The following is a 23,521-nucleotide window of genomic DNA, read 5'->3' on the forward strand; positions in this document are numbered from 1 at the left end:
CCTCGCGGGGCTCCTGCTCGGGTCGGTTCCTTTCGCCGTCGTGGGTCACGGGCTGCTGGACGCCGCGGGAGCGCTCGACCAGGGGACACCGCAAGCCAGGATCGGGCTGGCCGTCGGGCAGATCATGGGTGGGATCGCCCTCACGATCGGGGGCTTGACGGGGGAACTCTTCGGAGGCATCACGAGCGCTACCGGCATCGGCGCGGCGATCGGCGTGCCTGCGATCGTGGTGTCAACCGGGCTCGTCGTCGGCGGCGTCGGCAACATCGCGGCGGGGATCCGGGGGCTGTCGCAGGCGATGATGTCGAGCGGGTCGGGGAGTAGGGGCCCCCAGACAACAGCGCCCGCTGCAACGGAGCAAGGACCGCGGAGGTTCTCTCCCGAACAGCGCGAACGAGGCCTTGAACGTGCCCGAGATGCGGATGGCGTGCCACGGTGCGAACACTGCGGTAATAAGCTAACTACGAAGCCTGGGCAGCCAAACACTTACGAAGCAGATCACCGCATCCCATACTCGCGTGGAGGCCCAACGACGGACAAGAATCTGGATCCCACGTGCCGCACGTGCAATCGATCCAAGGGAGCACAGACTCCTGAGGAGTGGAGAAACCGATGAGCGATCGTGAATTTGCAGCATACGTTTGCGAGCACATCTTCGAAGGAAGCCGTCCTGTGTTGCTTGTGGCGCATGAAGGTGGAGCCTGGCAGTTCTTGTGTGGCGATTCTCATGGTTCCGACGCGATTCCGCGCGTGGTCGGAATGAACCACATTCTTGCTGCTGATCCTTCATTGCGCGATGTGCTCGATCTGCCAGTCGACTGGGAGGCAGAGCGCAGCTCAGTGGGGCTCGCATGGAACAGGACAAAGATAGCTCCAGCAGCGCAGTGATGACATGCAGAGAGACAAGGGTTGCCCTACCGAGTTGCGTCCGGGTGGATGGGATCGCCCGTCTCTGCCAATGGCGAGGCAGCTCCCGGTCCGAAGTGTTACCAGGGCTCCGCTCGCACAGAGAGGATCGGAGCCGGATGACGGACGTCCCGGCTTCGCGTCACGACGGGGCCCGGCCGGATGACGAAGCGGGTGACCGCCGCTCTCGCGGGTGACCGCCGATCTAGACGACCCCCGACGCGCCGCCGTCCACGTTGATGCTCGCTCCGGTGACGTAACTCGCGGCCGAAGAGGCCAGGAACGTGATCACGTTGGCGACCTCCTCGGCTTCGCCCATGCGCCCGAGCGGCACGCTGCGGCCGACATCCGCGTAATACTGCTCGAGGGGCTGGCCGAGCTGCTCGGCGCGCCGCGCCTGCTGGCCGCTCTTGATCACGCCGACGCAGACGGTGTTGACCAGGATCCCGTACTCGGCGAGATCCTTCGAGAGCGCCTTGGTAAACGCGATCCCGGCGGCGCGGCTCACGGTCGTGGGCAGCGATTTCGCGCCAGGCTGCTTGCCGCCCCAGGTCGTCACGTTGATGATGCGACCGCCGCGCTGCTTGAGGTGCGGCAAGGCGGCGCGCGAGGCGCGGATCGCGGCGTGCAGCTTCAGATCCAGATCTGCCGCCCAGGTGGCGTCGTCGACGCTCTCGAAATGCGCGGCGCGGCTGGTGCCTGCGTTGTTGACCAGAATGTCGAGCCGCCCGAAATGCTGCACGGTCGTGCTCACCAGGCGCTCGACGTCCTCGGGCCTGGAGACGTCGGCGACGACCGGCAACACCTCTCCACCGCGCCCCCGCAGGCTCTCCGCGGCGCGCTGCAGGGGCTCTGCGCGGCGGGCGGCGATCACCACGCCGGCGCCGTGTTCGGCCAACGATTTCGCCGTTGCGTAGCCGATGCCCTCGCTGCCGCCGGTCACCACAGCCACCTTGCCATTCAATCCGAGGTCCATGCGCGCGGTATATCACAGAGAACGCGTTCTTCATCGGCGCGTCTTCGGCTCGCCGCTCGGACCTCGCTCAGGACCGCGGCGTGGAGCGCTGGACGAAGGCGTCAATCAAACGGCGCGCGATGCTGACCTTGGGCGGGAGGTCGGGCAGCTGCTCGCGCGAGAACCAGTCGGCTTCGACGATCTCGTGTCCGTCCGGCGTTAGCGTGCCGCCGGCATACGTGGCCGAAAAGCCGATCATCAGCGAGCGACCGAAAGGCCAAGGCTGGCTGTCGAAATACTTCAAATCGCGGATCTGGACGCCGACCTCCTCGCGGACCTCGCGCGCAGCCGCTTGTTCGAGCGACTCGCCGATCTCCACGAAGCCTGCCACCGCGCTGAAGCGCCCCGGTGGAAAGCGCGCGCTGCGCGCCAAGAGCACGCGGTCCTCGCGCTCCACCAGCACGATCACGGCGGGCGCGATCCGCGGGTGCACGCTGAGCCCGCAGCTCGGGCAGCGCCGCGTCTGCTCACCAACGCTGGGCTCGCGCCCGTCCGGCGCCGCGGCGCCCGGCTCGGTGGCCGCTCCGCAACGCCCGCAGTAGCGGTGCGTCTCGGCGAACTCGACGCCAGCGAGCGCGCACCCCAGGATGTGCAGCGTGGGCCCGGACAGCTCGGAGAACAGGGAGCGGACCGACGCGAACGCGAGCTCGGCCGGAAGCTCGACGTCGGGTCGAGCTCGCGCCGCGTACCAGCCGCGATCCTCGAACTTGCCGAGGAACACGGGCGAGCCGGCGAACACCGGCATGGCATCGCGCCGGCCGAGGAACAGCCCGCCGGCGCGCTCTACCACCACATCCAGCTCGCGCACGATCACCACGAACTCGTCATTGGCCGTCATAACGAAGCGCCAGTGTACGAGGTCCGCCGAGCGCCGTCAGCCCCGCGCACGACAGCTGACAGCAGAAACTCGGGTCGCCTCGGTCGGCAGCTTCGCCTCGAGCCCCTGGCTGCGTCAGGGCACCGCGCGGGGCTTCCAGAAACCTTCGAGCTTCTCCTCCTTCAGGACTTGATCGAGGAAGCTGCGGTCGACCCAGGGCTCGAAGTCGAACGTCGCGCGGATCAAGCCGAGGCGCTTGGCGTCCGCGATGCTCGTCTTGTAGCGGGCTACCACATAGGCGTCCACGAGCGGGCTGTCTTTCTCGCGCACGGACTCGCCAGCCCAGTCTTCCTTGAACGCCGCGAACGGGACGCCGGAGCGCGACCAGAGGCGGTACGCCTCGCTCGGGTTCTTCTCCTGATCCGCGAGCCATTTGGCTGCCAGGACGTACTGCCGCACCACGCGCTTGGTAATGTCGGGGTACTTCCGGATGAACTCGTCCGAGCCGATGATGGTGCTGTTGCAGGTGTAGCGGGGGTCGCCCTTGGTCGAATAGATGATGCGCACGATGCCTTGATCGCGCTGGGCGAGCAGATCATTGAGCCCGATGGCCGCGTCGACGTCCTTGGTGGCCAGGGCCGCCTTGGTGGTCGCGTTGTCCATGTTGATGGCGCGGACGTCGCGCTCGCTGAGCCCGTTGGCCTCCAGGATGCGCGCCGCCGAGAGCTGCAAGCAGGTGCCCTTGAACACCGCGAAGCGCTTGCCCTTGAGATCCTTGACGCTCTGGATCGGCGAGTCCGCGGGCACGGCGATGTACAGGTTGGTCTTCGGCCCGCTCGCGAGGATGCGCGTCTTCAGGCCGCCGGCGCGGCCGATGATCGACGGCAGATCGCCGAGCAACGAGAAGTCGGTCAGCCCGTTGGCGTACGTCTCGTTCACGGCCGGCCCGGCGCCGCGCAGGAAGTTCCAGCGCACCGGGATGCCATCGCTCCTGAACTCGCTCTCGAGCGCGGCCTGCAGGTTGACCAGCGACCAGGCCGAGCCACCCACCACCGGGCGGTTGCCGACGCCCACGCCGGGGTTGGCGACGCGGATCTCGCTGGGTTTTTCGGCAGCGCGGGCGCTCAGCGCGATGGCGAGCGGCGCGATCACCAAGGCGAGCAGCTTGAACAGCTGTTTCATGCAAGTTCCCTTCCGGTTGTCGTCCCTCGCAGCCTGGCGAGCGACGACAGGTTTACGATGAAATTCACGTCCAGCGCTCGAACGGCGGGGGGACAAGGAAATGCGAATGCTTCGGAAGCATCAAGCCCGAGGAATGCACGACCCGGTCCAACGACGCGACCTGCCCCGGGGCAACAGATCCTTCCTCGGATGTGGCCGAGCTGCGGCGGAGCTGCTGCGGGAGCAACAGCGGCGGCGAGGGGCTGCTCGAATCCGTGCAGCGGCGCAACAACGGAACCAGAAGAGCGCTCCACCTGGCCCCGGACCACGAGGCGCAACAACGGAACCAGAAGAGCGCTCCACCTGGCCCCGGACCACGACCGACGGTGACTGACGGTGACGGAGCGCTGCGGCAGGGCAGGTGAACGCCCGGCACCGGTACACGAGCGCCCTTAATCCCTTACGCATCGGACAACCAGCCGGAGAGTTGATGGCTCCGAGCTGAAGCCCAGCCGCTCATCATGGCTCCACACCGCCGCAGGTGTCGTCCTGCTTCTCCAGCACGATGAGCTCCTCTCCGTACCCTTGTGTATCCGTGCGCTCGAACTGCATGCAGTCGCCCCGCACTCGCGAGTCGATTCGCCCCTCGTAGCGCTCGACCTCGCAGAGCCCGTCGACGCACCGCCGCACCCCGCATCGCAGGCGCGGCGGCCCGGTGCGCTCGGCGTCGCTCCTGCACTCCCTCTCGCGGCAACCTGGCGTGCCCGCGGCGCACTCGCCGGAAGGGAGGCACTCCCGCAAACACCCGGCCCGGTGGGCGGCCGGGCGGGCTCCCCTCCCTGCGGAGGCGCCAGCCCCGGGCCGAGCATTCCCGGCGGGCGACGCGGTGTGATCCTCCGCCCTGGACGAAGGGCAACCTCGGCGAGCGTCGAGGCCCCGATGCGAGCATGGGGGCGTGCCCCGCGCGTGCTCCGCGGAGCGGTCCTACCACTTCGGAGCGGTCCTAACGCTGACCTCGGCATCACGCACCGCGCGCCCGCCGACCGCGCCCGGCACGGCCGGCTGTGACCGAGGCACACCAAGACACCGTTGTCAGACCGCGCGCCGCGCGTGCGTAGCGGGCGACGCCGTTCGCGCCCGCCCGCGCGACGCCGTTCGCGCCTCGCCCACGGCGGCGCCTCGCCCGGAAACCAGCCTTCTCGCCGCAGCCCGCGGCGCGCCGCAGGCGAGTCGTCGGCTGGAACCAACGCCGTCGAAAAAACCAACATCGGCCTTGGAGCCTTTCTTGCTGAGCTCGCGCGCGCGGCAAACGGAGGACCTCATGCGTCAGCGCTTTTCTCGATCTCTTGTCATGGGCGGGCTCTTGGGTGCAGGCTCTCTCGCGGCGGGCCTCACGGCCTGCGGGCCCGGCGCGGAGCCGCCGCCCGGAGCCTTCACGGACGGCCCTGATCCCCGGATCACGGTGACCGAGGTGCCGCCGCCGGCCATCAGCGGCGGCACGCTGCTCATCTCCCGGGACGGGCATACCGCGGTGGCGGCGGACGCCGACCGCGACCGCGTCTTCATCGTCGACCTGAGCGGCGGCGAGCCGGCGGCGGTCCTGCTCGAGGCCGGGGACGAGCCCGGGCGGCTCGTCGAGGACGCGGACGGCCGCGTCCACGTGGCCCTCCGGCGCGGCGGGGCCCTGGTGACCCTCGACGTCGCGGCGCGGTCGGTCGTCGCGCGCAGGGAGGTCTGCCGCGCGCCGCGCGGGGTCGCCTACGAGGCCGAGGGCGACGTGGTCCACGTCGCCTGCGCCGGCGGCGAGCTCGTGACGCTGCCGGCCGCCGGCGGCGCCGCGGTCCGGAAGCTCCGCCCCGCGCCCGACCTGCGCGACGTCGTGGTCGACGGCGACCGGCTCCTGGTCAGCCGCTTCCGGTCCGCGGAGACGCTCGTCATCGGCCCCGACGGCGAGGTGCTCTCGCGGCGCACGCTCCCCGACTTCAACGCGAGCTCGCTCTTCGGGGGCTCCGGGTCGTCCTTCGCGCCGTCCGTGGCGTGGCGCATGGTCCCGCTCCCGCGCGGCGGCGCGGCGATGGTGCACCAGCGCGCCATGGTGTCGGAGATCCCGATCGGCGGCGGCTACTACAGCACCGCCGGCTGCGACGGCAACATCGTCCACGGCGCGGTCAGCGTCGTCGCGCCGGCGGATACGTCCGAGGACAACCCGCTGTACCAGTCCCCGGCCCCGGCGGTGCCGGGGGTCTCGCTCCCGGTCGACGTCGCCATCGCGCCCGACGGGCTGCAGCTCGCCGTCGTGGGCGCCGGCAACAACGTGGTCGCGCGCACGACGGTCACCAAGGTGAACGGCGCGGAGGGGGAGGGCGACGGCTGCCAGCTCCCGAACATCGACCCGCAGACCGGCCGGGCGGTCGCGGACGTGGAGGAGCTCGAGGGCCAGCCCGTCGCCGTCGCGTTCGACGGGCAGGGCGACGTCGTCGTGCAGCTGCGCGAGCCGGCGGCGCTGCAGGTGCTCGGCGGCCGTCTCATCCCGCTCCCGGGCGAGAGCGTGAGAGACACCGGTCACGAGATGTTCCACCGCGCGCCGAACGGCTTCAGCACCACCGCGTGCGCCTCGTGCCACCCCGAAGGCCAGGAGGACGGGCACACGTGGAAGTTCACCGACCTGGGTCTGCGGCGCACGCAGACCGTGGGCGGCGGCGTCCTGAAGACGGCCCCCCTCCACTGGGGCGGCGACCAGGAGGATCTCTCGCACCTGATGGGCGAGGTGTTCGTCTCGCGCATGGGCGGAGCGCAGCCCGGACCCCGCCGGATCACGCTGATCGAGCGGTTCCTCGACAGCCTGCCCGCCTTCCCGACCTCGCCGCCCGAGGACGAGGCCGCCGTCGCGCGCGGCGCGGTGCTCTTCCAGGACAAGCAGGTGGGCTGCGCGAGCTGCCACAGCGGCGAGATGCTCACGAACAACCTCAACGAGGATGTCGGCCGCGGCGAGCGCCTGCAGGTCCCGTCGCTCATCGGCATCGCCGGGCGCGCGCCGTTCATGCACGACGGCTGCGCGGCGACGCTCCGCGATCGCTTCGACCCGGAGTGCGGAGGCGCGCGCCACGGCGACATCTCCGGGCTGAGCTCCGCGCAGATCGACGATCTGGTCGCCTATCTCGAGTCCCTCTGAGAGCCCGCGTCGCCCCGCCTCACGCCGTCGATCTCGGCTGAGGCGTTCCTCCCCACCCGGGGCCGATTGCCACGAAATTGCGCCGGCGCCCCGACGCCGGCGCGGCGATGGAGCCGCGCGAAAGCCGGGAAATCCGGATTGCCATCACGCGACGGCACCGCGCTTGCTCCTTTATGGACGGCAGACGCCGCGTCCCGGTGGATCCGAGCCACAGGCACTCTCTGCCGCTCGCAGACAGGGCGAGTCGTGCCTTCGAGGGAAGGAGCGGACCCGGACAGCAGACAGGCTCCGAGGAGGCACCATGCCGAGAGGCGACAAATCCAGCTACACGTCGAAGCAGAAGCGACAGGCCGAGCACATCGAGGAAGGATACGAGAAGCGCGGCGTCTCGGAGGGTGAGGCCGAGCGGCGGGCCTGGGCGACCGTCAACAAGATGACCGGCGGAGGGAAGAAGTCGGGGTCGGGGCGGGGCAAAGAGGTGAACACGGAGCCGGCGAAGGAAGGCGGCCGCAAGGGCGGCGCCGCGTCGAGGGCGCGGCCGGCGTCCGCGCGGAGCGCCGCGGCGAAGAAGGCGGCGGCGACGCGCAAGCGGAACGCCGCGGCGGGCGGCGCGCGGCGCGCGGCAGCGAAGAAGGCGCCGGCGAGCGCCTCGAAGAAGGCGGCCGGGAGCGCGGCGAAGAAGGCGCCGCGGACGGCGGCGAAGAAGGCGCCGGGGACGGCGGCGAAGAAGGCGCCGCGGGCGACGGCGAAGCGGGGCGCGGCGACGAAGGGCGCCGCGGCGGGCAACGCGCGCGCGGGGACGACGCGGACGACGGCGGGCAGCAGCTCCCGGGCGACCCAGGGCGCGCCGCGGAAGGGGAGGGCAGGGGCGCCGCGGCGGACGACGTCGCGGGGCGCGAGGTCGGGCGCGCGGCGCGCGGAGGGCGGGGCATGAACTCGCCGCGAGACGGGGAGAGGGGACGACCATGCAGAACACACAGAGCAACGGCGTTGCGTACGGCGAGGACCACCTGGAGAAGCAAGACGGCGCGCCCCGCAGAGAGGGCCAGAAGGGGCGCGCGTTCCTGGCGAACCTCGTCCGCGAGCTCTTCCAGACCGAGCATTCCGCGAAGACCCACCCGCTGGTAGAGGCGCAGCGCCTCGGCGATGTGCCCCCGGCGCACGCGATGCGGGCGGTTTCAGCGCACGCGGAGGACGTGCTGTCGGAGCTCCCGTCGCTCATGCGGGTGCGCGGGCTGCCCGTCAGCGCGGGCGGCAGCGCCGTGGGCGAGGTCTTCTCGGCGCTGCGCGACCACGTGGCCGATCACCTGCTCACCGCCGAGAAGTCCTACCGCGGGACGATCCTCGGGATGCGCCACGGCGTGGACCTCGTCGAGCTGATCCAGTACGTCGCCACGGTGGAAGGCGACGCGCTGCTCGCCGCGTGGTGCGCGCGCTGGCTCTCGGCGCGCAGGCCGCTCGTGGAGGCGGCCGCCCGCGAGCTCGCGTGGTTCGCCGCGCGCCCGGCGCGCGCCGCCGGGCCGGCGAAGCAGGGCCCGATCGGCGACCTGCTCCACGGCCTCGTCAGCGGCCTCGAGCTCGCGGCGATCAGGCTCCGCCGCCTCGCCTCGCACGTCGAGGCCAGGGTCGCGAAGGGCGACGGCGCCCACGGCTCCGCCTCCTCCGGGTGAGCCTAGGCCTCCCCGCCACCCCCGCCGCGCGGCGCGCGCCGCATCCCCGCGCGCCGCCGCTCCGGGCGCCCCCGGCCGCCGCCGGGCCCGGCGGGCTTTCCGCCGGCCGCGTTCGCGGGTAACTCCCGCCGGCGCCGCGCGCGGCCGCGCGCGGCGAGGAGGATGCGCTGTGGAGCAGGGGATTCCGACGTTGAGCACGCCGATCGAGCTCCTCAGGAGCCAGGGGGCCAGCGTCGCGAGCGCGCTCATCATCGCGGTGATCGGGTGGATCGCGTCGGTCTGGACCGCGCGGAGCGTGCGCGCGCTCGGCAAGAAGTGGACGCAGATCGACCTCACCCTCGTCCCCGTGCTGGCCAGCCTGAGCCGGCTCGTCGTCCTGACGGTCACCGCGATGGCGGTGCTCGAGCGCTTCGGCGTCGACACGAAGAGCCTGTTCGCGGTGCTCGGCGCCGCCGGCCTGACCATCGGCCTCGCCCTCAAGGACACGCTCTCGGACGTCGCCTCCGGGCTCGTCCTCCTCGTCCTGCGCCCGTTCGACGTGGGCGACGCGGTCGAGATCGACGGGACCGCCGGCGTGGTCGACGCCATCGACGTGTTCCAGACCAAGCTGACGAGCTTCGACGGCGTCCCGATCACGCTGCCCAACTCCAAGGTGCGGTCCGCCAAGATCCAGAACTTCACCCGGGCGCGGCGCCGGCGCATGGATCTCACGATCGGCGTCAGTTACAGCGCCGACATCGCCCACGCGATCACCTCGCTCAGGGACGTCCTCTCGAACGAGCCGCGCGTCCTGTCCGAGCCGGCGCCGTCGGTCGACGTGGTCGAGCTCGCGGACCAGAAGATCAACCTGCTGGTCCGCGCCTGGACGCTCCCGGAGGACTTCTTCCCGGCGCGGCTCGAGCTCACCCGCCACCTCAAGGAGCGGCTCGACGCGGAGGGGATCGTCATCCCGATGCCCCAGCGCGAGCTGCACATCCCGCGCCGCGATCCGGAGCGGCGCTCGTCGCCGTCGCTCTGAGGCGCGGCGGCGGCCCGGCGCGGCGCCCCGTCAGGGCCGGAGCACCTCGACCGCCTCGGTGCCCAGCCGGATCTGCCGCGTCATGGTCCGGCGCTCGATGAGCGAGCCCGCGTCGAGCACCCCCTCGCGCGCGAGCTGCTGGCGCGCGCGGAAGACGTTCACGTTGAGGTGATGCAGGTCGAGCCGCAGCTTCCCGAGCAGCTCGTCCACGTAGAGCCAGCCGCGCTCGGCCGGGGGCAGCCCCTCGTCCCGATCGCGGAGCCGCGCGCGCGCCAGCACGAGGAGCAGCTCGTGGTGGGCGCGCCCGGCGAGCGGCGTCACCTTGTCCCCCTGCACGAGCGACAGGGCGATGTGCTCCTCGTCGTGGCTCACCTCGAAGCGCAGGACGGTCACGCCGATGAGCTTGGGGCTCGCCGAGGTCGAGGTGGTCGTCGGCACGGCGCCGTCGGGCGCGGGGGGCGGGATGTGCAGCACCCAGGCGCCGCCGGCCTCGATCGGCTCCTGGTCGACGGCGGGGCGCGCCGTCCCGTCGATCTCGACGTGCCAGCGCCCGTGCTGATCCTCGAAGAGCGTGGCCCGAGGATCGGTCGCGTCCGGGAGCGCGAGCAGGCCCTCCTCGGCCGCGCGCACCTCGCCGGTGCGCTCGGACCGCGCGCTCGCGACCGGGGGGCCCGCCTCCTCGAGGATCCAGCGCTCGGCGCTGCCGCCGAACACGAGCTCGGCGCCCGCCTCGAGCTGGATCCGCTCGGCGGACGTGAGCCGGCGCCCGCCGACGTGGGTGCCGTTCGTGCTGCCGAGATCGCGGGCCCACCAGCGCGCGCCGTCCCAGAACAGCACGGCGTGCTCGCCCGAGGCGCAGCGATCGGCGAGGCGCACGCCGCAGTCGCGCGCTCGCCCGACGCGCGAGCGCGCCGCGAGCGTGACGCGGAGGCCGAGGGCTTCGTGCTTCAAGACCGCCATGGGGACAGCGTAGGATGGCGCCGACGACCCCTTCAACGGCGTCGCACGAACACCCCTCCTCATGAGCGATCCCGCCGCAATTCTCCGGAGGCTGGCGAGCGAGCTGCGCCTGTCTTCGGAGGTCTGCGCGGACATCGAGCGCGTGCTCGCCGAGCACGCCGCGCGCGCGTCGTCGAGCCGGGTGCTGCCCACGCTGGTCCGGACCACGCAGCCGCCGGCCGCTGCGGCGGAGGTCGGCGCGGCCGCCGCGGTCGAGGTCGGCGCGGCCGCCGCGGTCGAGGTCGGCGCGGCCGCCGCGGTCGAGGTCGGCGCGGCCGCCGCAGCCGAGGTCGGCGCGGCCGCCGCAGCCGAGGTCGGCGCGGCCGCCGCGGTCGAGGTCGGCGCGGCCGCCGCAGCCGAGGTCCGCGCGCCGGCCGCGGCGTGGCCGTGGGAGCGCTACGAGGATCTCGGGCTGATCGGCCGGGGAGGCATGGGCGAGGTGCGGCGCGTGCGCGACCGCGTGATGGGCCGCGTGCTCGCCATGAAGCTCCTGCATCTCGAGCGGCCCGACGACGAGGCGCGCTGGCGCTTCCTCGCCGAGGCGCGCCTCACCGCCTGCCTCCAGCACCCCGGGATCGTGCCCGTCCACGACTGCGGGATGCTCCCGACCGGCCAGCTCTGGTTCACGATGAAGGAGGTCCGCGGCCGCACGTTCAGCGCGCTCATCCGCGCGCTCCACGCCGGCGACGAGGTCGGGCCCTCGCCCGAGGCGCTGCGCCGCGGGCTCGACGTCTTCCTCCGCGTCTGCGACGCGGTCGCGTACGCGCACGGCCGCGGCATCCTCCACCGCGATCTCAAGCCGGAGAACGTCATGATCGGGGAGTTCGGCGAGGTCCTCGTGATGGACTGGGGCGTCGCCCGCGCGACGGCGCGCGGGACGTTCGCGGCGGCGTTCCAGGACAGCGGGCACAGCACCCACGCCGGCCTGATCCTCGGGACGCCGGTCTACATGCCGCCGGAGCAGGCGCGCGGCGAGCTCGATCGCCTGGGGCCCCCGAGCGACGTGTACGCCCTCGGCGCCATCCTGTACGAGCTGCTCTCGGGGACCCCCCCGTACCGGGGCACGGCGCTCGCCGTGGTGGCGCAGGTCCTGCAGCGGGCGCCCGAGCCGCTCGCCTCCCGGTGCCGCGGGCCGGTCCCGCGAGATCTCGTCGCGATCTGCGAGCGGGCGATGGCGCGGTCGCCGTCGGATCGCTTCGCGGGCGTCGAGGCGCTCGCCGAGGAGATCCGCGGCTTCCTCGACGGCGCGCGCCGCCGTGAGCGGGCGCGCGCGCTGGTCGAGGAGGCGCGCGCCCTTGCCCCCCTGATCGAGGGCCTGCGCGCGCGCGCCAGGGATTTGCGGGCCGAGGCGAAGGCGCTGCTCGCGCGCCTCGATCCGTTCGCGCCCGCCGCCGAGAAGGTGCAGGGCTGGGTGCTCGAGGACGAGGCGCGCGCGCTCGACCGCGCGGCCGCGCTCGACGAGGCGACGTGGCACCAGAAGCTGCGCGCCGCGCTGAACGAGGCCCCGGACTGCGACGACGCGCACGCGGCGCTCGCGGACGCCTACCTGGTCGACCTGCGCGCGGCCGAGGCGGCGCGCGACGCGGAGGCCGCGGCGCGCGCCGAGGCGTTCCTCCGGGCGCACGCGCGCGAGCGGCACGTGGCCCTGCTCCGCGGCAGCGGCGCCCTCTCGCTGCGGACCGAGCCCGAGGGGGCCGAGGTCTGGCTGCTCCGTTACGTCGAGCACGAGCGCCGGCTGCGCGTCGAGCCGCAGGGCTTGCTCGGCCACACCCCGCTCCGCGAGGTCCCGCTCGCGCGGGGCAGCTACCTCTTGCTGATCCGCGCGCCCGGGTACCGCGACGTGCGGTATCCGGTGAGGATCGGCCGCGGCGAGCACTGGGACGGCGTGCGGCCGGGCGGCGCCGCGCCGCACGCGGTGGCTCTCCTGCGGGCGGAGGCGCTCGGGGACGAGGACGTCTACGTCCCGGCGGGCTGGTTCGCCGCGGGCGGGGACGCGCTGGCGGGCGACAGCCTGCCGGCGTGCCGGATCTGGGTCGACGGCTTCGTGGTGCGGCGGCACCCGGTGACGCAGGCCGAGTACCTCGAGTTCCTGAACGATCTGCTCGCCCAGGGCCGCGAGCCGGAGGCGGTGGCGGCGTGCCCGCGCGCGGCCCGCGCGATCGCCGGCAACGTGGACGTCCCGCTGTTCGCGCGGGACGCGGGCGGCCGCTTCGTGCTCGGCCCGCAGCACGAGGCGCAGGCGCGCCACCCGGTCGCCTCGGTCGACTGGCACGCCGCGTCGGCCTACGCCGCCTGGCTCGCGGCGCGCACGGGCGTGCCGTGGCGCCTGCCCGGCGAGCTCGAGCGCGAGAAGGCGGCGCGCGGCGTCGACGGGCGCTTCTTCCCGTGGGGCGACGAGCCCGAGCCGACGTGGGCCTGCATGGCGGGGAGCCGCCCGGGCCCCGCGACCCCGGTGCCGGTGGACGACTACCCGACCGACGAGAGCCCCTACGCGGCGCGCGGCCTCTCGGGCAACGTGCGCGACTGGTGCATCGAGCTCTGGACCCCCGACGGGCCCGCGGTGGTGGACGGCGTCGCGCGCGTCGCCCCGGCGGCCTCGGCGGATCCGGGGCTCCGCGCGCTCCGCGGGGGCTCGTGGGTCTCGGCGCCCGCCGCGGTGTGCCGCGCCGCGGGCCGCTTCGCCGCGCGCCCCGACGAGCGCTTCAGCGCCGTGGGCTTCCGCCTCGTCCGGCCCGTCGCCGGGGGCGCGTAGCGCGGCCCGCGGCAATTTGCCACGCGCCGCGCGCCGTGAGGCAGCCTGGAGCGACGCAGCGCGCGGCGTCGGCGCGGCGGGCGTGAGGCCCAGGGCCCGCTTGGACGGAGTCGCCTGCGCTCTGCGCGCCCCGGGCTGCCCTCGAGGAGGCCGGGGGCGCGCGGGAGGATCGGGGGCGCACGGCTTGCTATGAGCTGGCCCAGAACGGCCTGTCGCCTGCGGGCGCGCAGGAGCCTCTCTTTCTATCCATCTGATTCCCTGATTCCGCTGGAGTCCCGACGTTGACACCTCGAACTGCAGCCGTCCTCCTGAACTGTTCCTCCCGCTCGAACCGCGCGGCGAGCCACCGCGCGCGGCTCGCGGAGCTCCTCCAGGGGAGCGGCCTCGCCGCGGACATCCTCTGCGCCGAGCGCGGCCAGCACATGGGGGAGCTCGCCCGCCGCGCGGCGCGGGGGCCCTACGACCTGCTCGTGGCCGGCGGCGGCGACGGGACGATGAACACGGTCGCCGCCGCGATCGTCGGCACCGAGAAGACGATGGGCGTCCTGCCGCTCGGGACCGTGAACCATTTCGCGAAGTACCTCGGCGTCCCGCTGACCCTAGAGGGCGCGGTGCGCACCCTCGTCGAGGGGCGGCGGGTCCAGATCGACGTCGGCGAGGTCAACGGCCGGGTCTTCGTGAACAACTCCACGCTGGGCATCTACCCGACCATCGTGCGCGACCGGGAGGCGCTGCGGAAGCGCAGCGGGATGAACAAGTGGCTCGCCTTCGGCCTGGCGACGCTCGGCGGGATCCGGCGCCAGGAGCCCATCCGCCTCCGGCTCGTGCTGGACGAGCAGGAGATCCACCTGAACACGCCGTTCGTGTTCATCGCCAACAACGACTTCAAGCTCGGCGATCTCGATCTCGCGAGGCAAGGCCCGCTCGGCTCGGGCGAGCTCGGCGTGTGCGTCGCGCACGCGGAGAGCCGCCTCTCGATGATCAAGCTGCTCGCCAGCGCCGTCGCCGGCCGCCTCCAAAAGGCGAGCGATTTCAGCATCTTGCGCACGAGAGAGCTCCTCGTGGAGGCGCCCCACCGCCGCCTCCACGTGGCCGCGGACGGGGAGGTCCTCAAGCTCTCCCCGCCGCTCCGTTACCGCACGAGGCCCTCGGCGCTCCGCGTGATCGTGCCCCCCTCGTCGGACATCAGCGCGGGCTTGGCCCGGCGGGAGGACCCGCCCGACCAGCGCGCCGCGCTCGGAGGATGATTCACCATGCGCACCCTCGTGCACCTGTCGGATCTGCACTTCGGCCGCGTCGACAAGGCGATCCTCCAGCCGCTGATCGACAGGATCAAGGCGATAGGCCCCGACGTGATCGTGATCTCGGGCGACCTGACGCAGCGGGCGCGCAGCGCCGAGTTCATCGAGGCGCGCAAGTTCCTGGACGAGCTGCCCTCGCCCCAGATCGTGGTGCCCGGGAACCACGATGTCCCGCTCTACAACCTGTTTGACCGGTTCTTCCGCGCGCTGGACAGGTACCGGAAGCACATCACGGAGGATCTCTCCCCCTTCCATGCCGACGAGGAGATCGCCGTCCTGGGCATCAACACCGCGCGCTCGCTCACGATCAAGGAGGGGCGCATCAACGCGCGTCAGATCGCCGAGATCAAGGCGAGGATGTGCGGCCTCGCGCCCGAGGTCACGAAGATCGTCGTCACCCATCACCCGTTCGATCTGCCGGAGAACTCGCCGCACGGGGTCGTCGGGCGCGCGCGGCAGGCGATGGTGGCCATCGCGGGCTGCGGCGTCGACGTCATCCTGTCGGGGCACCTGCACCTCAGCCACACCGGCCACTCGGCGGAGCGCTTCGACGTCGGCGGCCACTCGTCCCTGATCATCCAGGCCGGGACCGCGACCTCCACGCGCGGCCGCGGGGAGCAGAACGCGTTCAACGTGATCCGGATCGACGGGAAGATGATCCGGATCGAGCGGAACTTCTGGCAGCCGGAGGGCAGCCTCTTCGGCATCGCGGGGACCGAGCAGTTCGAGGAGACGACGCGCGGCTGGGTGCGGGCGGCGTAGGCGTCGGGGTCTCCGGGCTCGTCAGAGGCGCTGCCGGTGCGTTATGGTGTCGTCTCCCGGCCGGGGCCGGGGTCCCCCGCCGCCGATGCCGCCGACCCGCCTGCTGCGCAGCGCCGAGATCCCCCAGGCCGACAGCCTCGCGAACGTGCGGCGCGCGCTCGAGGCGCTGGCGGGAGGGGCGGACACGCGAGAGCGGATCGCGGAGCAGACAGGCATCTCGCTCCGCCACGTCGGCTACGCGCTCGCCGCCGCCGGCGTCCTCGGCTGGCTCGACGACGACGGCGCCTCGATCACGCCGGCCGGCCGCGCGCTGCTCGCCACGCCGCCCGGCACAGCCGACGAGCGCGCGCTCCTCCGGCGCGCGATCTTCGAGTGCGACGTCGTGAAGCAGATCGCGCCCGATCTCTTCGACCCGGCGCCGCCCACCGTCGTGGCGCTCGCGCGGCGCATCTTCCGCCTGACCGCCGGTCTCGGGAAGGAGACGGCGCGCCGGCGCGCGCAGACGTTGCTCGCCTGGCGGAGCCAGGTGCTCGAGCAGCAGCTGCCCCTCTTCCCGAAGCGCCCGCGGAAGCGAAGCGCTGCCGCCCCGGCAGGCGCCGGGGAGCAGGCGGCCGCCGTGCGGGAGGCGAGCGAGGAACCTGCGGCCGACCGCCCGCCGCCGGCGGGGCGGGCGCTTCAGTCCTCGCGGCGGTAGGTGATCCGAGCAGGCGAGGCGGGCGCCGCCGGCGCGGTCGTCATCGAGCCCGCGCGCCGAGGATCCCCTCACCTCGCCGCGGGCGTCGTCCCTCAGAACTCGACCTTCCTCTCGTTGTTTCCCTCGCTCGCTTCGGCGACGACCGCCTGCGGATCCACCCTGGCCAACACCGGGATGTGAAGATCGCAGCGCGCGTCGCCGATGAGCCCGCACGTCAGGCCGCCGGTCACCTCACAGGCGCCCGGCGGCGGTATGGCGAACGGGTAGAGCGGGTTCGACTCGAACGACTCGCCCGTGCTCAGGTTGGTGAGCAGCACCGTGAAGGTGTCCGCGCCGCCGGCGGAGCCGACGTTGCAGAACTCGACGTAGTAGTAGGGGCTGCTCCGCGTGATGTCGCGGACCACGAGGTCGGGCAGATCGCACGGCGGGCACGCGCCCCCGCAATCGACGCCCGCCTCCGTGCCGTTCTGGATCGCGTCGGAGCAGGTCGGGGGCTGGCAGATGCCGTCCGTGCAGCGCGTGCCGTCGCAGTCCGCGTCGGACGCGCACCCGGCGCACATGCCGAGCTCGTTGCACACGGCGCCTCCGGCGCTCGACCCGCAAGGCTCGCCCGGTCGAGGCGTGTGCACCGGGCGCCCCGCGTCGCATGCGTCCGCGGTGCAGACCTCTCCGTCGTCGGGCACGTCGCCGTCGTCGGGCGCCTCGTGCCGCGCTCCTCCTTCCTCGCAGACGACCTCCAGGCAGTCGCCTTCGACCTGGGCCGCCGGGACGGTGCCCGCCGGCAACGCGCGTCGCCCGCACGCGCCCGCGTCGCACACGGCGACGTGGCACGGGTCGCCGCGCACGACGCAGTCCTCGTCGTCGACGCATTCCGGCGCCCCGCCCGTGTCCTCTCCCCCCGAGCCCCCCGTTCCCTCGTCGAAATCGCGCACCAGCGGGCTGCACCCGGACAGCGCAGCGCAGACCCCGAGACCTACAAGTCCAAGACAACCCATGACGTTCATGCGCCAAGAATACGCGCCGTTCGCGCCGCGGAGCTCGCCGAGTCGGCCCTCCTGCGCACCCCGTGGTGCGTCCGGCGCAACCCTGGGCAGACGCCTGCGCAGCGGGCGACCAGGGGCGCCGCCACGCCTACGTCGCGCTGCGGATGAGGAACCTAGAGCAGCCGTCGATCGTGCGGGTCGACGGCCCTGTGCAGGAGCGCGATCGCCTCCTTCAGGCGAGCTTGCCGAGCTCCCGGAAGCGCCCGCGCAGGTCGCTGTACAGCCCCTGGTACACCGCGTGGATCTCCCGGTAACGCGCCGACCGCACCGGGTCCGGCGCGACGCGGGAGACGACGTGCACGAACGCGTCCGCCGCCTCCTCCACCGACGAGAACAGCCCCGCGCCCGCCGCGGCGAGCAGCGCCGCGCCGTAGGCCGGGCCCTCCGTCGAGGTGGTGATCGCCACCGGCGCCTCGAACACGTCGGCCATCAGCTGGCGCCAGAACGCGCTGCGCGCGCCGCCGCCGGTCAGGCGGATCTCGTCGATGGAGACCGCCTCGGCGCCGTTCGCCTGCCCCACGCCGCGCATCAGCGCGAGCGAGTCGGCCAGGCCGAAGGTGATGCCCTCGAGCACGGCGCGCGACACGTCCGCCTTCGTCGTGCGGGCGCTCAGGCCGACGAACGCGCCGCGGGCCGCGGCGTCGTTGTGCGGCGTGCGCTCGCCCATCAGGTAGGGCAGGAAGACCACGCCGCCGGCGCCGGGGCGCGACGTCGACGCCGTGTCGGCGATGATCTCGTAGGGATCGACCTTGCGGAGCTCGGCGGCCATGCGCTCGCCGTCGCCGAGGACGTCGCGGTACCAGCGGAGCGCGCCGCCGGCGGCGAGCATCACGCCCATCAGGTAGAAGCGGCCGGGGACCGCGTGACAGAAGCTGTGGAGCCGCATCTCGGGCTCGACGATCCAGGTGTCGGTGTGCGCGAGGATCACGCCGCTCGTGCCGACCGAGGCCATCGCCCGGCCGCGGCGCACGATGCCGAGCCCCACCGCGCCCGCCGCGTTGTCCGCGGCGCCCCGCACGACGAGCGCGCCCTCGGGCAGCCCCGTCGCGGCGGCGACCTCGGCGGTGAGCTTCCCGAGCGGCGCGTTCGAGGCCGCGGACCTCGGGAAGATCGCGCGCGGGACGCCGACCGCGTCGAGGAGCTCGGCGCTGAAATCGCGCGTGCCCGGCGAGAACGCCAGCGTGCCGCTCGCGTCGCTGTCGTCGGTCCCGAGCTCGCCCGTGAGCCGCAAGCCCACGAAATCCTTCGGCATCAGCACCGTCCGGACGCGGGCGAACGCCTCGGGCTCGTGCGCCCGCAGCCAGAGGAGCTTCGGCAGCGTGAAGCCCTCGAGCGCGCGGTTGCCCACGAGCCGCGCGAGGCCGGCGTCGCCGACCTTCTGGTTCTCGCGGATCGCCTCGCACTCGGCCGTGGTCCGCGTGTCGCACCACAGGATCGCCGGCCGGATGACCGCCCGCTGCTCGTCGAGCAGGACCGCCGAGTGCATCTGCCCGGTGAGGCCGATGGCGCGCACCTCGCCCCGGCGCGCGCCGAGCGCGCGCGCGAGCTCGCCGAGCGCGCTCAGCGCCGCCGCGGCGAAGTCCTCGGGATCCTGCTCCGCCCACCCGGCGTGGGGCGTGGAGAGGGGGTACTCGCGGTGCGCGGACGCGACCGCGGCGCCGCGCTCCGTCTCGATGGCGATGGCCTTGAGGCCGCTGGTCCCGACGTCGATTCCGATCACGATGGGCATGAAAAGCGTCCTTTCTCGAAGAAAGCCAGCTGGGCCGGTCCCGCCGAGCGGCGGCCCCCGAGCTTCTAGAACACCACCTGGAGCTTCATGGGCGCGGTGCCCTTCTTCATCATCTCGAGCCCGCGCGGCAGCTCCTCGACCGGCATGGCCTCGGAGAGGAGCTTCTTCACGTCGACCGCGCCGCGCTCCATCAGCTTGAATGCCCGGTCGTACGTCCTCCTGATCGCGAAGCTGCCGATGATCTCGAGATCGCGCCGGTAGATCTCGAACGGCGAGACCTCGACCTTGTCGTGCGGGCCGCAGACGCCGAAGACGAGGTACCGGCCGCCGTTCTTGACGTACTGGATCGAGTCGCCGAGCACCCGGGCGATGCCGGTCGCGTCGATCACGACGTCGAAGCCGTAGGGCGCGATCTTCTTGAGCTTCGCCGAGAGCGCGTTGTCGGCGAGGACCACCTCGGTCGCGCCGTGCTCGCGGGCGAGCGCGAGCTTCGACTCGACGACGTCGACCACGGTGACGGCGGCGGCGCCGTTCGCCCGGCTCGCCTGGAGGTGGAGCTGGCCGATCGGGCCGGCGCCGAGCACGAGGACCTCCGAGCCGATGTCGATGCGCGCGCGGTCCTGGCCGAACACGACGCAGGCGAGCGGCTCGCAGAACGCGGCCTCGCTGAACGAGACGTTCTCGAAGCGATAACAGTTCTTCGCGGGGACGCGCACGAGCTCGGCGAAGCCGCCGTCGCGGGTCACGCCCACCGCGTTCCAGCGCAGGCAGTGGTTCTGCCGGTTGATCATGCAGAAGTGGCACTCCTCGCAGGTCACCGTCGGATCGACCATGACCCGGTCGCCCGGCTTCAGGCCCTCGACCTCGTCGCCCACCGCGGCCACCTCGCCGGCGAGCTCGTGCCCGGGGATGAGCGGGAACGTCGGGAAGAAATCGCCCTCCCAGATGTGCACGTCCGTCCCGCAGATGCCGCACGCCTTCGCGCGGACGAGGACGTCGCGCGGGCCGATCTGCGGCGGCGCGACGTCGTTGCGGACGGCGATCTTCTTCACGGCCTCGAGCACAGCAGCCTTCATGCGGTCACCTCCCTTGAGGCGTCGCATAAGCGGGCCGTGGCTCGATGTCGAGCGCGTCGAGCGCCGACCTCTGCGCCGCGCGCCGACCGCTGCGCCGCGCGCCGCCCTGCGCGGCGCCGCGCAGGGGGCTTGACGCGGGACGTTACGACTTGGCGGGCGCCTTGGGCGGGGAGATGGTGCGCCAGAGGAACGAGTAGACGTCCATCAGATCGCGCGGGGCGAGGGCGCGCTCGCGGAGGCGCCGCTCGAGCTCGCGCGCGAGCGCCTGCATGCGGGCGTAGCCCTCGGCGCTCGGCGCGCGATCGTAGGCGAGGTCGAAGCCCAGGACGGCGGCCTGCTTCTCGAAGAACGAGGGCTTCACGAAGACGTGCTCGGCGGGGTTCACGAGCGCGCTCAGGATCGTGGCGAGCGGCCACGTGACGACCTTGGCGGCGGCGAGCACGCCGGCCAGCCGATCGAAGCGGGCGGCGTAGTCGCCGGTCCCGTAGAGCAGGTCGACGACGGCCTCGGCGTAGGCGCGGTGGTGCTCGGCGGGCATCTTGTTGAAGGGGATGAGGTCGCCGAGCGGGTGCAGGAGGCCGGTGGCCGCCTTGTGGACCTTCGCGATCCTCTCCATGAAGTCGGCGAGGTTGCCCGCCGCGAGCAGCGCCTCGAGCTCGCCCTTGGCGAGGAGCGCGCGCGCCGTCTCGATGGCGCCCTGCTTGAAGGCCTTGCTCTTCTTCTTCGCCGTCGCCCCGTTCCTCGACCCGCTCGACCCGCTCGACCCGCCCTCGGTCGGCTCGCCCCCCGCGAAGCCGCGCTCGTCGGCGACGAAGTGCGGGCCCCCGAACCCGCCCTCGAACTGCGCCTCGAAGGTGGCGATCTGCTCGTCGAAGCTCGTGACCGGCGGCGCGGCCACGCGCACGCGCTGCTTCTTCGCGGCGGCGGACGGCCGATCGCGCAGGCCGCGGATCCTGGCCTCGAGCGCGCTCGCCTCGTCGTCGGCGAGCTGCACCGGCTCGAGCTTCGACCAGAAGGCCTTGGCGATGGAGTGATTGTGGCCGTCTTCGAAATCGTAGAAGCGCTTTTCGTCGCGCTCCTCGACCAGGTATCCGAGTCCCCATTGCGGACACCCCGGGTGCTTGACGATGACGGGGGCCGAAGGTTCCGATGAACGAGAGGTCGCCATAGGCGGCGCAGCCTACCCGATCTTGGCGCGCCCGCACCCCGCCCGCGCCGCGTCTGGACTCGCGTTCAGGTAGCCCGCGCGCGGCCAGCGCGCAGACAGCCCCTTCCGCGCGCCGGCCGCGCGGATCGCGCCGGCCGCGTGCGGCGTACGGCGTGCGGCGTTATACGGCGTGCGGCGTTAGTTGACGTCGCGCGAGGCGGACGCGAGCGCGAGCTGCTGGAGCGCGAGCGCCTCGGTGACGCGGCGCACCCGGACGCCGACGTCGAGCGTCTCCAGCACGGTCTGGCGCTCCCGCGCGTCGAGGATCAGGTGGTGGGCGCAGAGGTCCGCGACGAGCGCGGTGCCCGCGTCGCGCGGCAGGCGGAGCTCGAAGGCGTTGTCCCGCTCGCGGACGAGCGCGGCGAACGAGGCCGCGGTGGAGATGAGCGCCGCGTGGTCCTGCGCCGAGACCTCGCCGGGCTCATCCTCGAGCACGGTCGCCGCCGCGGTCCGGTACGGCGGCACGAACGGGCGCTCCGCCAGGCGGACGCGGGCGCGGCCGCGCAGCACGATGTTGTAGCGGCCCCCCGGCAGCTCGGCGTGGTCGATGATCTCGCCGGCGCCGGCCACCGGGGCGATGGCGGGGTGGCCGTGCGCGTCGACCGCGCGGGTGTCCGTGATGAGGACGACCGAGAGGATGCGGTGCGTCTCGAGGGCGTCGCGGACGAGGGCCCGGTAGCGCGGCTCGAAGATGTGGAGCGGCAGCAGGGCGCCGGGGAAGAGCACCGTCTGCGGCAGCGGGAACAGCGGGAGCTCGGGCAGGGCGGCGGCGAGGTCGCCCGGTCGCGGAGGCGTCGTTTCCACGGACCCAGGCTAGCACGCAGGGGGCGCGCCGGGCTGCGCGCTCCGCGGCTCCGGCGCGGGTCCGGCGAGCCCGCAGCGGCGGTCAGGTCTTCCCGCCGGAGAGCGCGGCGGCGGTCAGGTACGCCCGCCGGAGAGCGCGGCGGCGAAGGCGAGGTCGCGCTCCGGGCCCGGCTCGGCGAACACCCCCGCGACCGCGACCGTCTCGATGAGGGCGCCCGACTTGCGCTCGCCGCGCGCGATCAGGCAGGTGTGGGTCAGCGCGAGCTTGCAGAGCGCGCCGCGCGCGCCGAGCTCGCTGACGAGCAGCTCGACGAGCTGCCCGCCGATGCGCTCCTGCAGCGTGAGCCGCCGGGCGAGCGCGTCGAGCACGTGCGCGAGCGTGCCGATGCCGGCGACCCGCGCGCCCGGCAGGTAGGCGATGACGCCGGTGCCGTGGCCCGGCAGCAGGTGGTGCGGGCACATCGTGGTCACGGCGAGATCGCGGGCGACGACGAGGCCGCGATCGAACGGGCCTGTCTCCATGGCGCCCTCGCGGAGCACCGCGGCGGCGTCGATCGCCTCGCCCTCGATCAGGTCGTCCGCCCACGCGTCGGCGACCCGCTCGCCGGTGCCGGCGAGATCCCCCTCGATGTCGCGCCCGAGGGCGCGGAGGAACTCCTCGATGGCCTTGGCCGCTCTTTGCCGGTCGATCACGGGGCCTCGTCAGTTGAGCAGCTGTCGGCGCCGCTCGGCGGTGAGGGGCTTGCGCCCCGCGTAGCCCTCCTTGAGCGCGTGGTAGTGCTCGACGGCCGTCTCCCCGTAGCGCCAGCAGAGCCACACGAGGGCGCCGTCGACGCGGCCGTAGAAGTCGCAGAGCCCGATGCGCTGGTCCTTCACGACCACGCCGAGCTCCTCCACGTCGCGCCACCCCGACTCGTACGCGGCGATCTTCTCCGAGAGCTCGCGCTCGCGCGCCCGCGCCTGCTCGCTGCCGTTCCGCGCCAGCTCGATGAGCTGATCCGGCCTCGCCGCCGGGCTCTCCACGGCCTCGACGAGCTCCTGCCAGCAGCGCTCGATGTCGCTCGCGAGGGCGAGCTGCCGGCCGATGAGCGCGGAGAGCCGCGGGACGAGCGCGTTCGCCTCCTCGATCGTCCAGATGCGGGGAGCGCTCACGGGACCTCCCCTGCAAGGCGGCGTGATGGCGCGTTCATGCAGGGCCGGTAAGCGGAGGAGCGGGCGGTGTCAAGGGCTTCTCGGGCGAGCTCCCCGCGCGTGGTCGCGTGGGGGCGCGCGGGCGGCGCGCCCTCCGTTCCCATGCGCGTCGCCGCGCTCCCGCCGCCGCCCTCGTCACCGCCCGCGTCCTCGCCGGCGCCCTCGCCGGTGAGTTGCAAACGTCGATCCGTAAGCGATAAGCTC

The 23,521-nt window shown here is 73.0% G+C and carries 20 protein-coding genes and 2 pseudogenes; 10 read left to right on the forward strand and 12 right to left on the reverse strand.

What is annotated here, in order from left to right; all coding sequences use genetic code 11:
* Positions 1 to 448 precede the first annotated feature (448 nt).
* Positions 449 to 616, forward strand: a pseudogene (locus tag WMF43_RS50675) (HNH endonuclease); the annotation flags it as partial.
* A complete protein-coding gene (locus tag WMF43_RS50680; protein WP_437676307.1) occupies positions 613 to 888 on the forward strand; it encodes a hypothetical protein in 276 nt (91 codons plus the stop codon). The pseudogene WMF43_RS50675 and the gene WMF43_RS50680, both read left to right, overlap by 4 nt.
* Positions 889 to 1,111: 223 nt before the next feature.
* Here the strand turns inward: WMF43_RS50680 and WMF43_RS50685 are convergent, their stop codons facing one another.
* The 4 genes from WMF43_RS50685 to WMF43_RS50700 all read right to left on the reverse strand — a co-directional run bounded on the left by WMF43_RS50685 (position 1,112) and on the right by WMF43_RS50700 (position 4,589).
* Entirely contained in the window at positions 1,112 to 1,882 is a 771-nt protein-coding gene (locus tag WMF43_RS50685; RefSeq protein ID WP_437676309.1) for an SDR family NAD(P)-dependent oxidoreductase, read from the reverse strand.
* 67 nt (positions 1,883 to 1,949) lie between these two features.
* Positions 1,950 to 2,735, reverse strand: coding sequence for an NAD(+) diphosphatase (gene nudC / locus WMF43_RS50690; protein ID WP_437676311.1), 786 nt, complete (start codon positions 2,733 to 2,735; stop codon positions 1,950 to 1,952).
* A gap of 138 nt (positions 2,736 to 2,873) precedes the next feature.
* Positions 2,874 to 3,920 (reverse strand): ABC transporter substrate-binding protein, encoded by a 1,047-nt coding sequence (locus WMF43_RS50695; RefSeq protein WP_437676313.1) that lies wholly within the window; start codon positions 3,918 to 3,920, stop codon positions 2,874 to 2,876.
* Positions 3,921 to 4,418: 498 nt separating this feature from the next.
* Positions 4,419 to 4,589 carry a hypothetical protein gene (locus WMF43_RS50700; RefSeq protein WP_437676314.1) on the reverse strand — a complete coding sequence of 57 codons (171 nt, stop codon included), beginning with the start codon at positions 4,587 to 4,589 and terminating at the stop codon, positions 4,419 to 4,421.
* A gap of 673 nt (positions 4,590 to 5,262) precedes the next feature.
* Between WMF43_RS50700 and WMF43_RS50705 the strand changes: the two genes are divergently transcribed.
* From WMF43_RS50705 to WMF43_RS50720, 4 genes and pseudogenes are all read left to right on the forward strand, one after another.
* Positions 5,263 to 7,071: a c-type cytochrome gene (locus WMF43_RS50705; RefSeq protein WP_437676316.1), complete on the forward strand. Its 1,809-nt coding sequence runs from the start codon at positions 5,263 to 5,265 to the stop codon at positions 7,069 to 7,071.
* A gap of 301 nt (positions 7,072 to 7,372) precedes the next feature.
* Positions 7,373 to 7,675 (forward strand): annotated as a pseudogene (locus WMF43_RS50710) (hypothetical protein); the annotation flags it as partial.
* A 361-nt stretch (positions 7,676 to 8,036) separates the two neighbouring features.
* Positions 8,037 to 8,741, forward strand: a complete 705-nt coding sequence (locus WMF43_RS50715) for a hypothetical protein (RefSeq protein WP_437676318.1) — start codon at positions 8,037 to 8,039, stop codon at positions 8,739 to 8,741.
* 169 nt (positions 8,742 to 8,910) lie between these two features.
* Positions 8,911 to 9,759 carry a mechanosensitive ion channel family protein gene (locus WMF43_RS50720; RefSeq protein WP_437676320.1) on the forward strand — a complete coding sequence of 283 codons (849 nt, stop codon included), beginning with the start codon at positions 8,911 to 8,913 and terminating at the stop codon, positions 9,757 to 9,759.
* A gap of 30 nt (positions 9,760 to 9,789) precedes the next feature.
* Here the strand turns inward: WMF43_RS50720 and WMF43_RS50725 are convergent, their stop codons facing one another.
* Complete coding sequence (locus tag WMF43_RS50725; RefSeq protein WP_437676322.1) at positions 9,790 to 10,719, reverse strand: FHA domain-containing protein; 930 nt, start codon at positions 10,717 to 10,719, stop codon at positions 9,790 to 9,792.
* A gap of 61 nt (positions 10,720 to 10,780) precedes the next feature.
* On the opposite strand from WMF43_RS50725, the gene WMF43_RS50730 reads away from it, so the two are divergent.
* The 4 genes from WMF43_RS50730 (at position 10,781) to WMF43_RS50745 (ending at position 16,267) form a co-directional block, all read left to right on the forward strand.
* A complete protein-coding gene (locus WMF43_RS50730) occupies positions 10,781 to 13,510 on the forward strand; it encodes an SUMF1/EgtB/PvdO family nonheme iron enzyme (RefSeq protein WP_437676323.1) in 2,730 nt (909 codons plus the stop codon).
* Between the two features lie 281 nt (positions 13,511 to 13,791).
* Positions 13,792 to 14,757, forward strand: coding sequence for a diacylglycerol/lipid kinase family protein (locus WMF43_RS50735; protein ID WP_437676325.1), 966 nt, complete (start codon positions 13,792 to 13,794; stop codon positions 14,755 to 14,757).
* A 6-nt stretch (positions 14,758 to 14,763) separates the two neighbouring features.
* Complete coding sequence (locus tag WMF43_RS50740; protein ID WP_437676327.1) at positions 14,764 to 15,573, forward strand: metallophosphoesterase family protein; 810 nt, start codon at positions 14,764 to 14,766, stop codon at positions 15,571 to 15,573.
* Positions 15,574 to 15,616: 43 nt separating this feature from the next.
* Positions 15,617 to 16,267, forward strand: coding sequence for a hypothetical protein (locus WMF43_RS50745; protein ID WP_437676329.1), 651 nt, complete (start codon positions 15,617 to 15,619; stop codon positions 16,265 to 16,267).
* Positions 16,268 to 16,359: 92 nt separating this feature from the next.
* Here WMF43_RS50745 and WMF43_RS50750 read toward each other — a convergent pair whose 3' ends face one another.
* From WMF43_RS50750 to WMF43_RS50780, 7 genes are all read right to left on the reverse strand, one after another.
* The gene (locus WMF43_RS50750; protein ID WP_437676331.1) at positions 16,360 to 17,271 is read right to left on the reverse strand and encodes a hypothetical protein; all 912 of its coding nucleotides are present in this window, start codon (positions 17,269 to 17,271) and stop codon (positions 16,360 to 16,362) included.
* A gap of 211 nt (positions 17,272 to 17,482) precedes the next feature.
* The gene (gene xylB, locus WMF43_RS50755) at positions 17,483 to 19,039 is read right to left on the reverse strand and encodes a xylulokinase (protein WP_437676332.1); all 1,557 of its coding nucleotides are present in this window, start codon (positions 19,037 to 19,039) and stop codon (positions 17,483 to 17,485) included.
* Between the two features lie 65 nt (positions 19,040 to 19,104).
* Positions 19,105 to 20,115, reverse strand: a complete 1,011-nt coding sequence (locus WMF43_RS50760; RefSeq protein WP_437676334.1) for a zinc-dependent alcohol dehydrogenase family protein — start codon at positions 20,113 to 20,115, stop codon at positions 19,105 to 19,107.
* A gap of 142 nt (positions 20,116 to 20,257) precedes the next feature.
* Positions 20,258 to 21,283 (reverse strand): hypothetical protein, encoded by a 1,026-nt coding sequence (locus WMF43_RS50765; protein ID WP_437676336.1) that lies wholly within the window; start codon positions 21,281 to 21,283, stop codon positions 20,258 to 20,260.
* Positions 21,284 to 21,460: 177 nt separating this feature from the next.
* Positions 21,461 to 22,126, reverse strand: coding sequence for an LON peptidase substrate-binding domain-containing protein (locus tag WMF43_RS50770; RefSeq protein ID WP_437676338.1), 666 nt, complete (start codon positions 22,124 to 22,126; stop codon positions 21,461 to 21,463).
* A 114-nt stretch (positions 22,127 to 22,240) separates the two neighbouring features.
* Positions 22,241 to 22,819, reverse strand: a complete 579-nt coding sequence (gene folE, locus WMF43_RS50775; RefSeq protein ID WP_437676339.1) for a GTP cyclohydrolase I — start codon at positions 22,817 to 22,819, stop codon at positions 22,241 to 22,243.
* 9 nt (positions 22,820 to 22,828) lie between these two features.
* Positions 22,829 to 23,278, reverse strand: a complete 450-nt coding sequence (locus WMF43_RS50780; RefSeq protein ID WP_437676341.1) for a DUF2203 domain-containing protein — start codon at positions 23,276 to 23,278, stop codon at positions 22,829 to 22,831.
* Between the last annotated feature and the right edge of the window lie 243 nt (positions 23,279 to 23,521).

Source organism: Sorangium sp. So ce131, assembly GCF_051519095.1.
Taxonomy (GTDB): domain Bacteria; phylum Myxococcota_A; class Polyangia; order Polyangiales; family Polyangiaceae; genus Sorangium.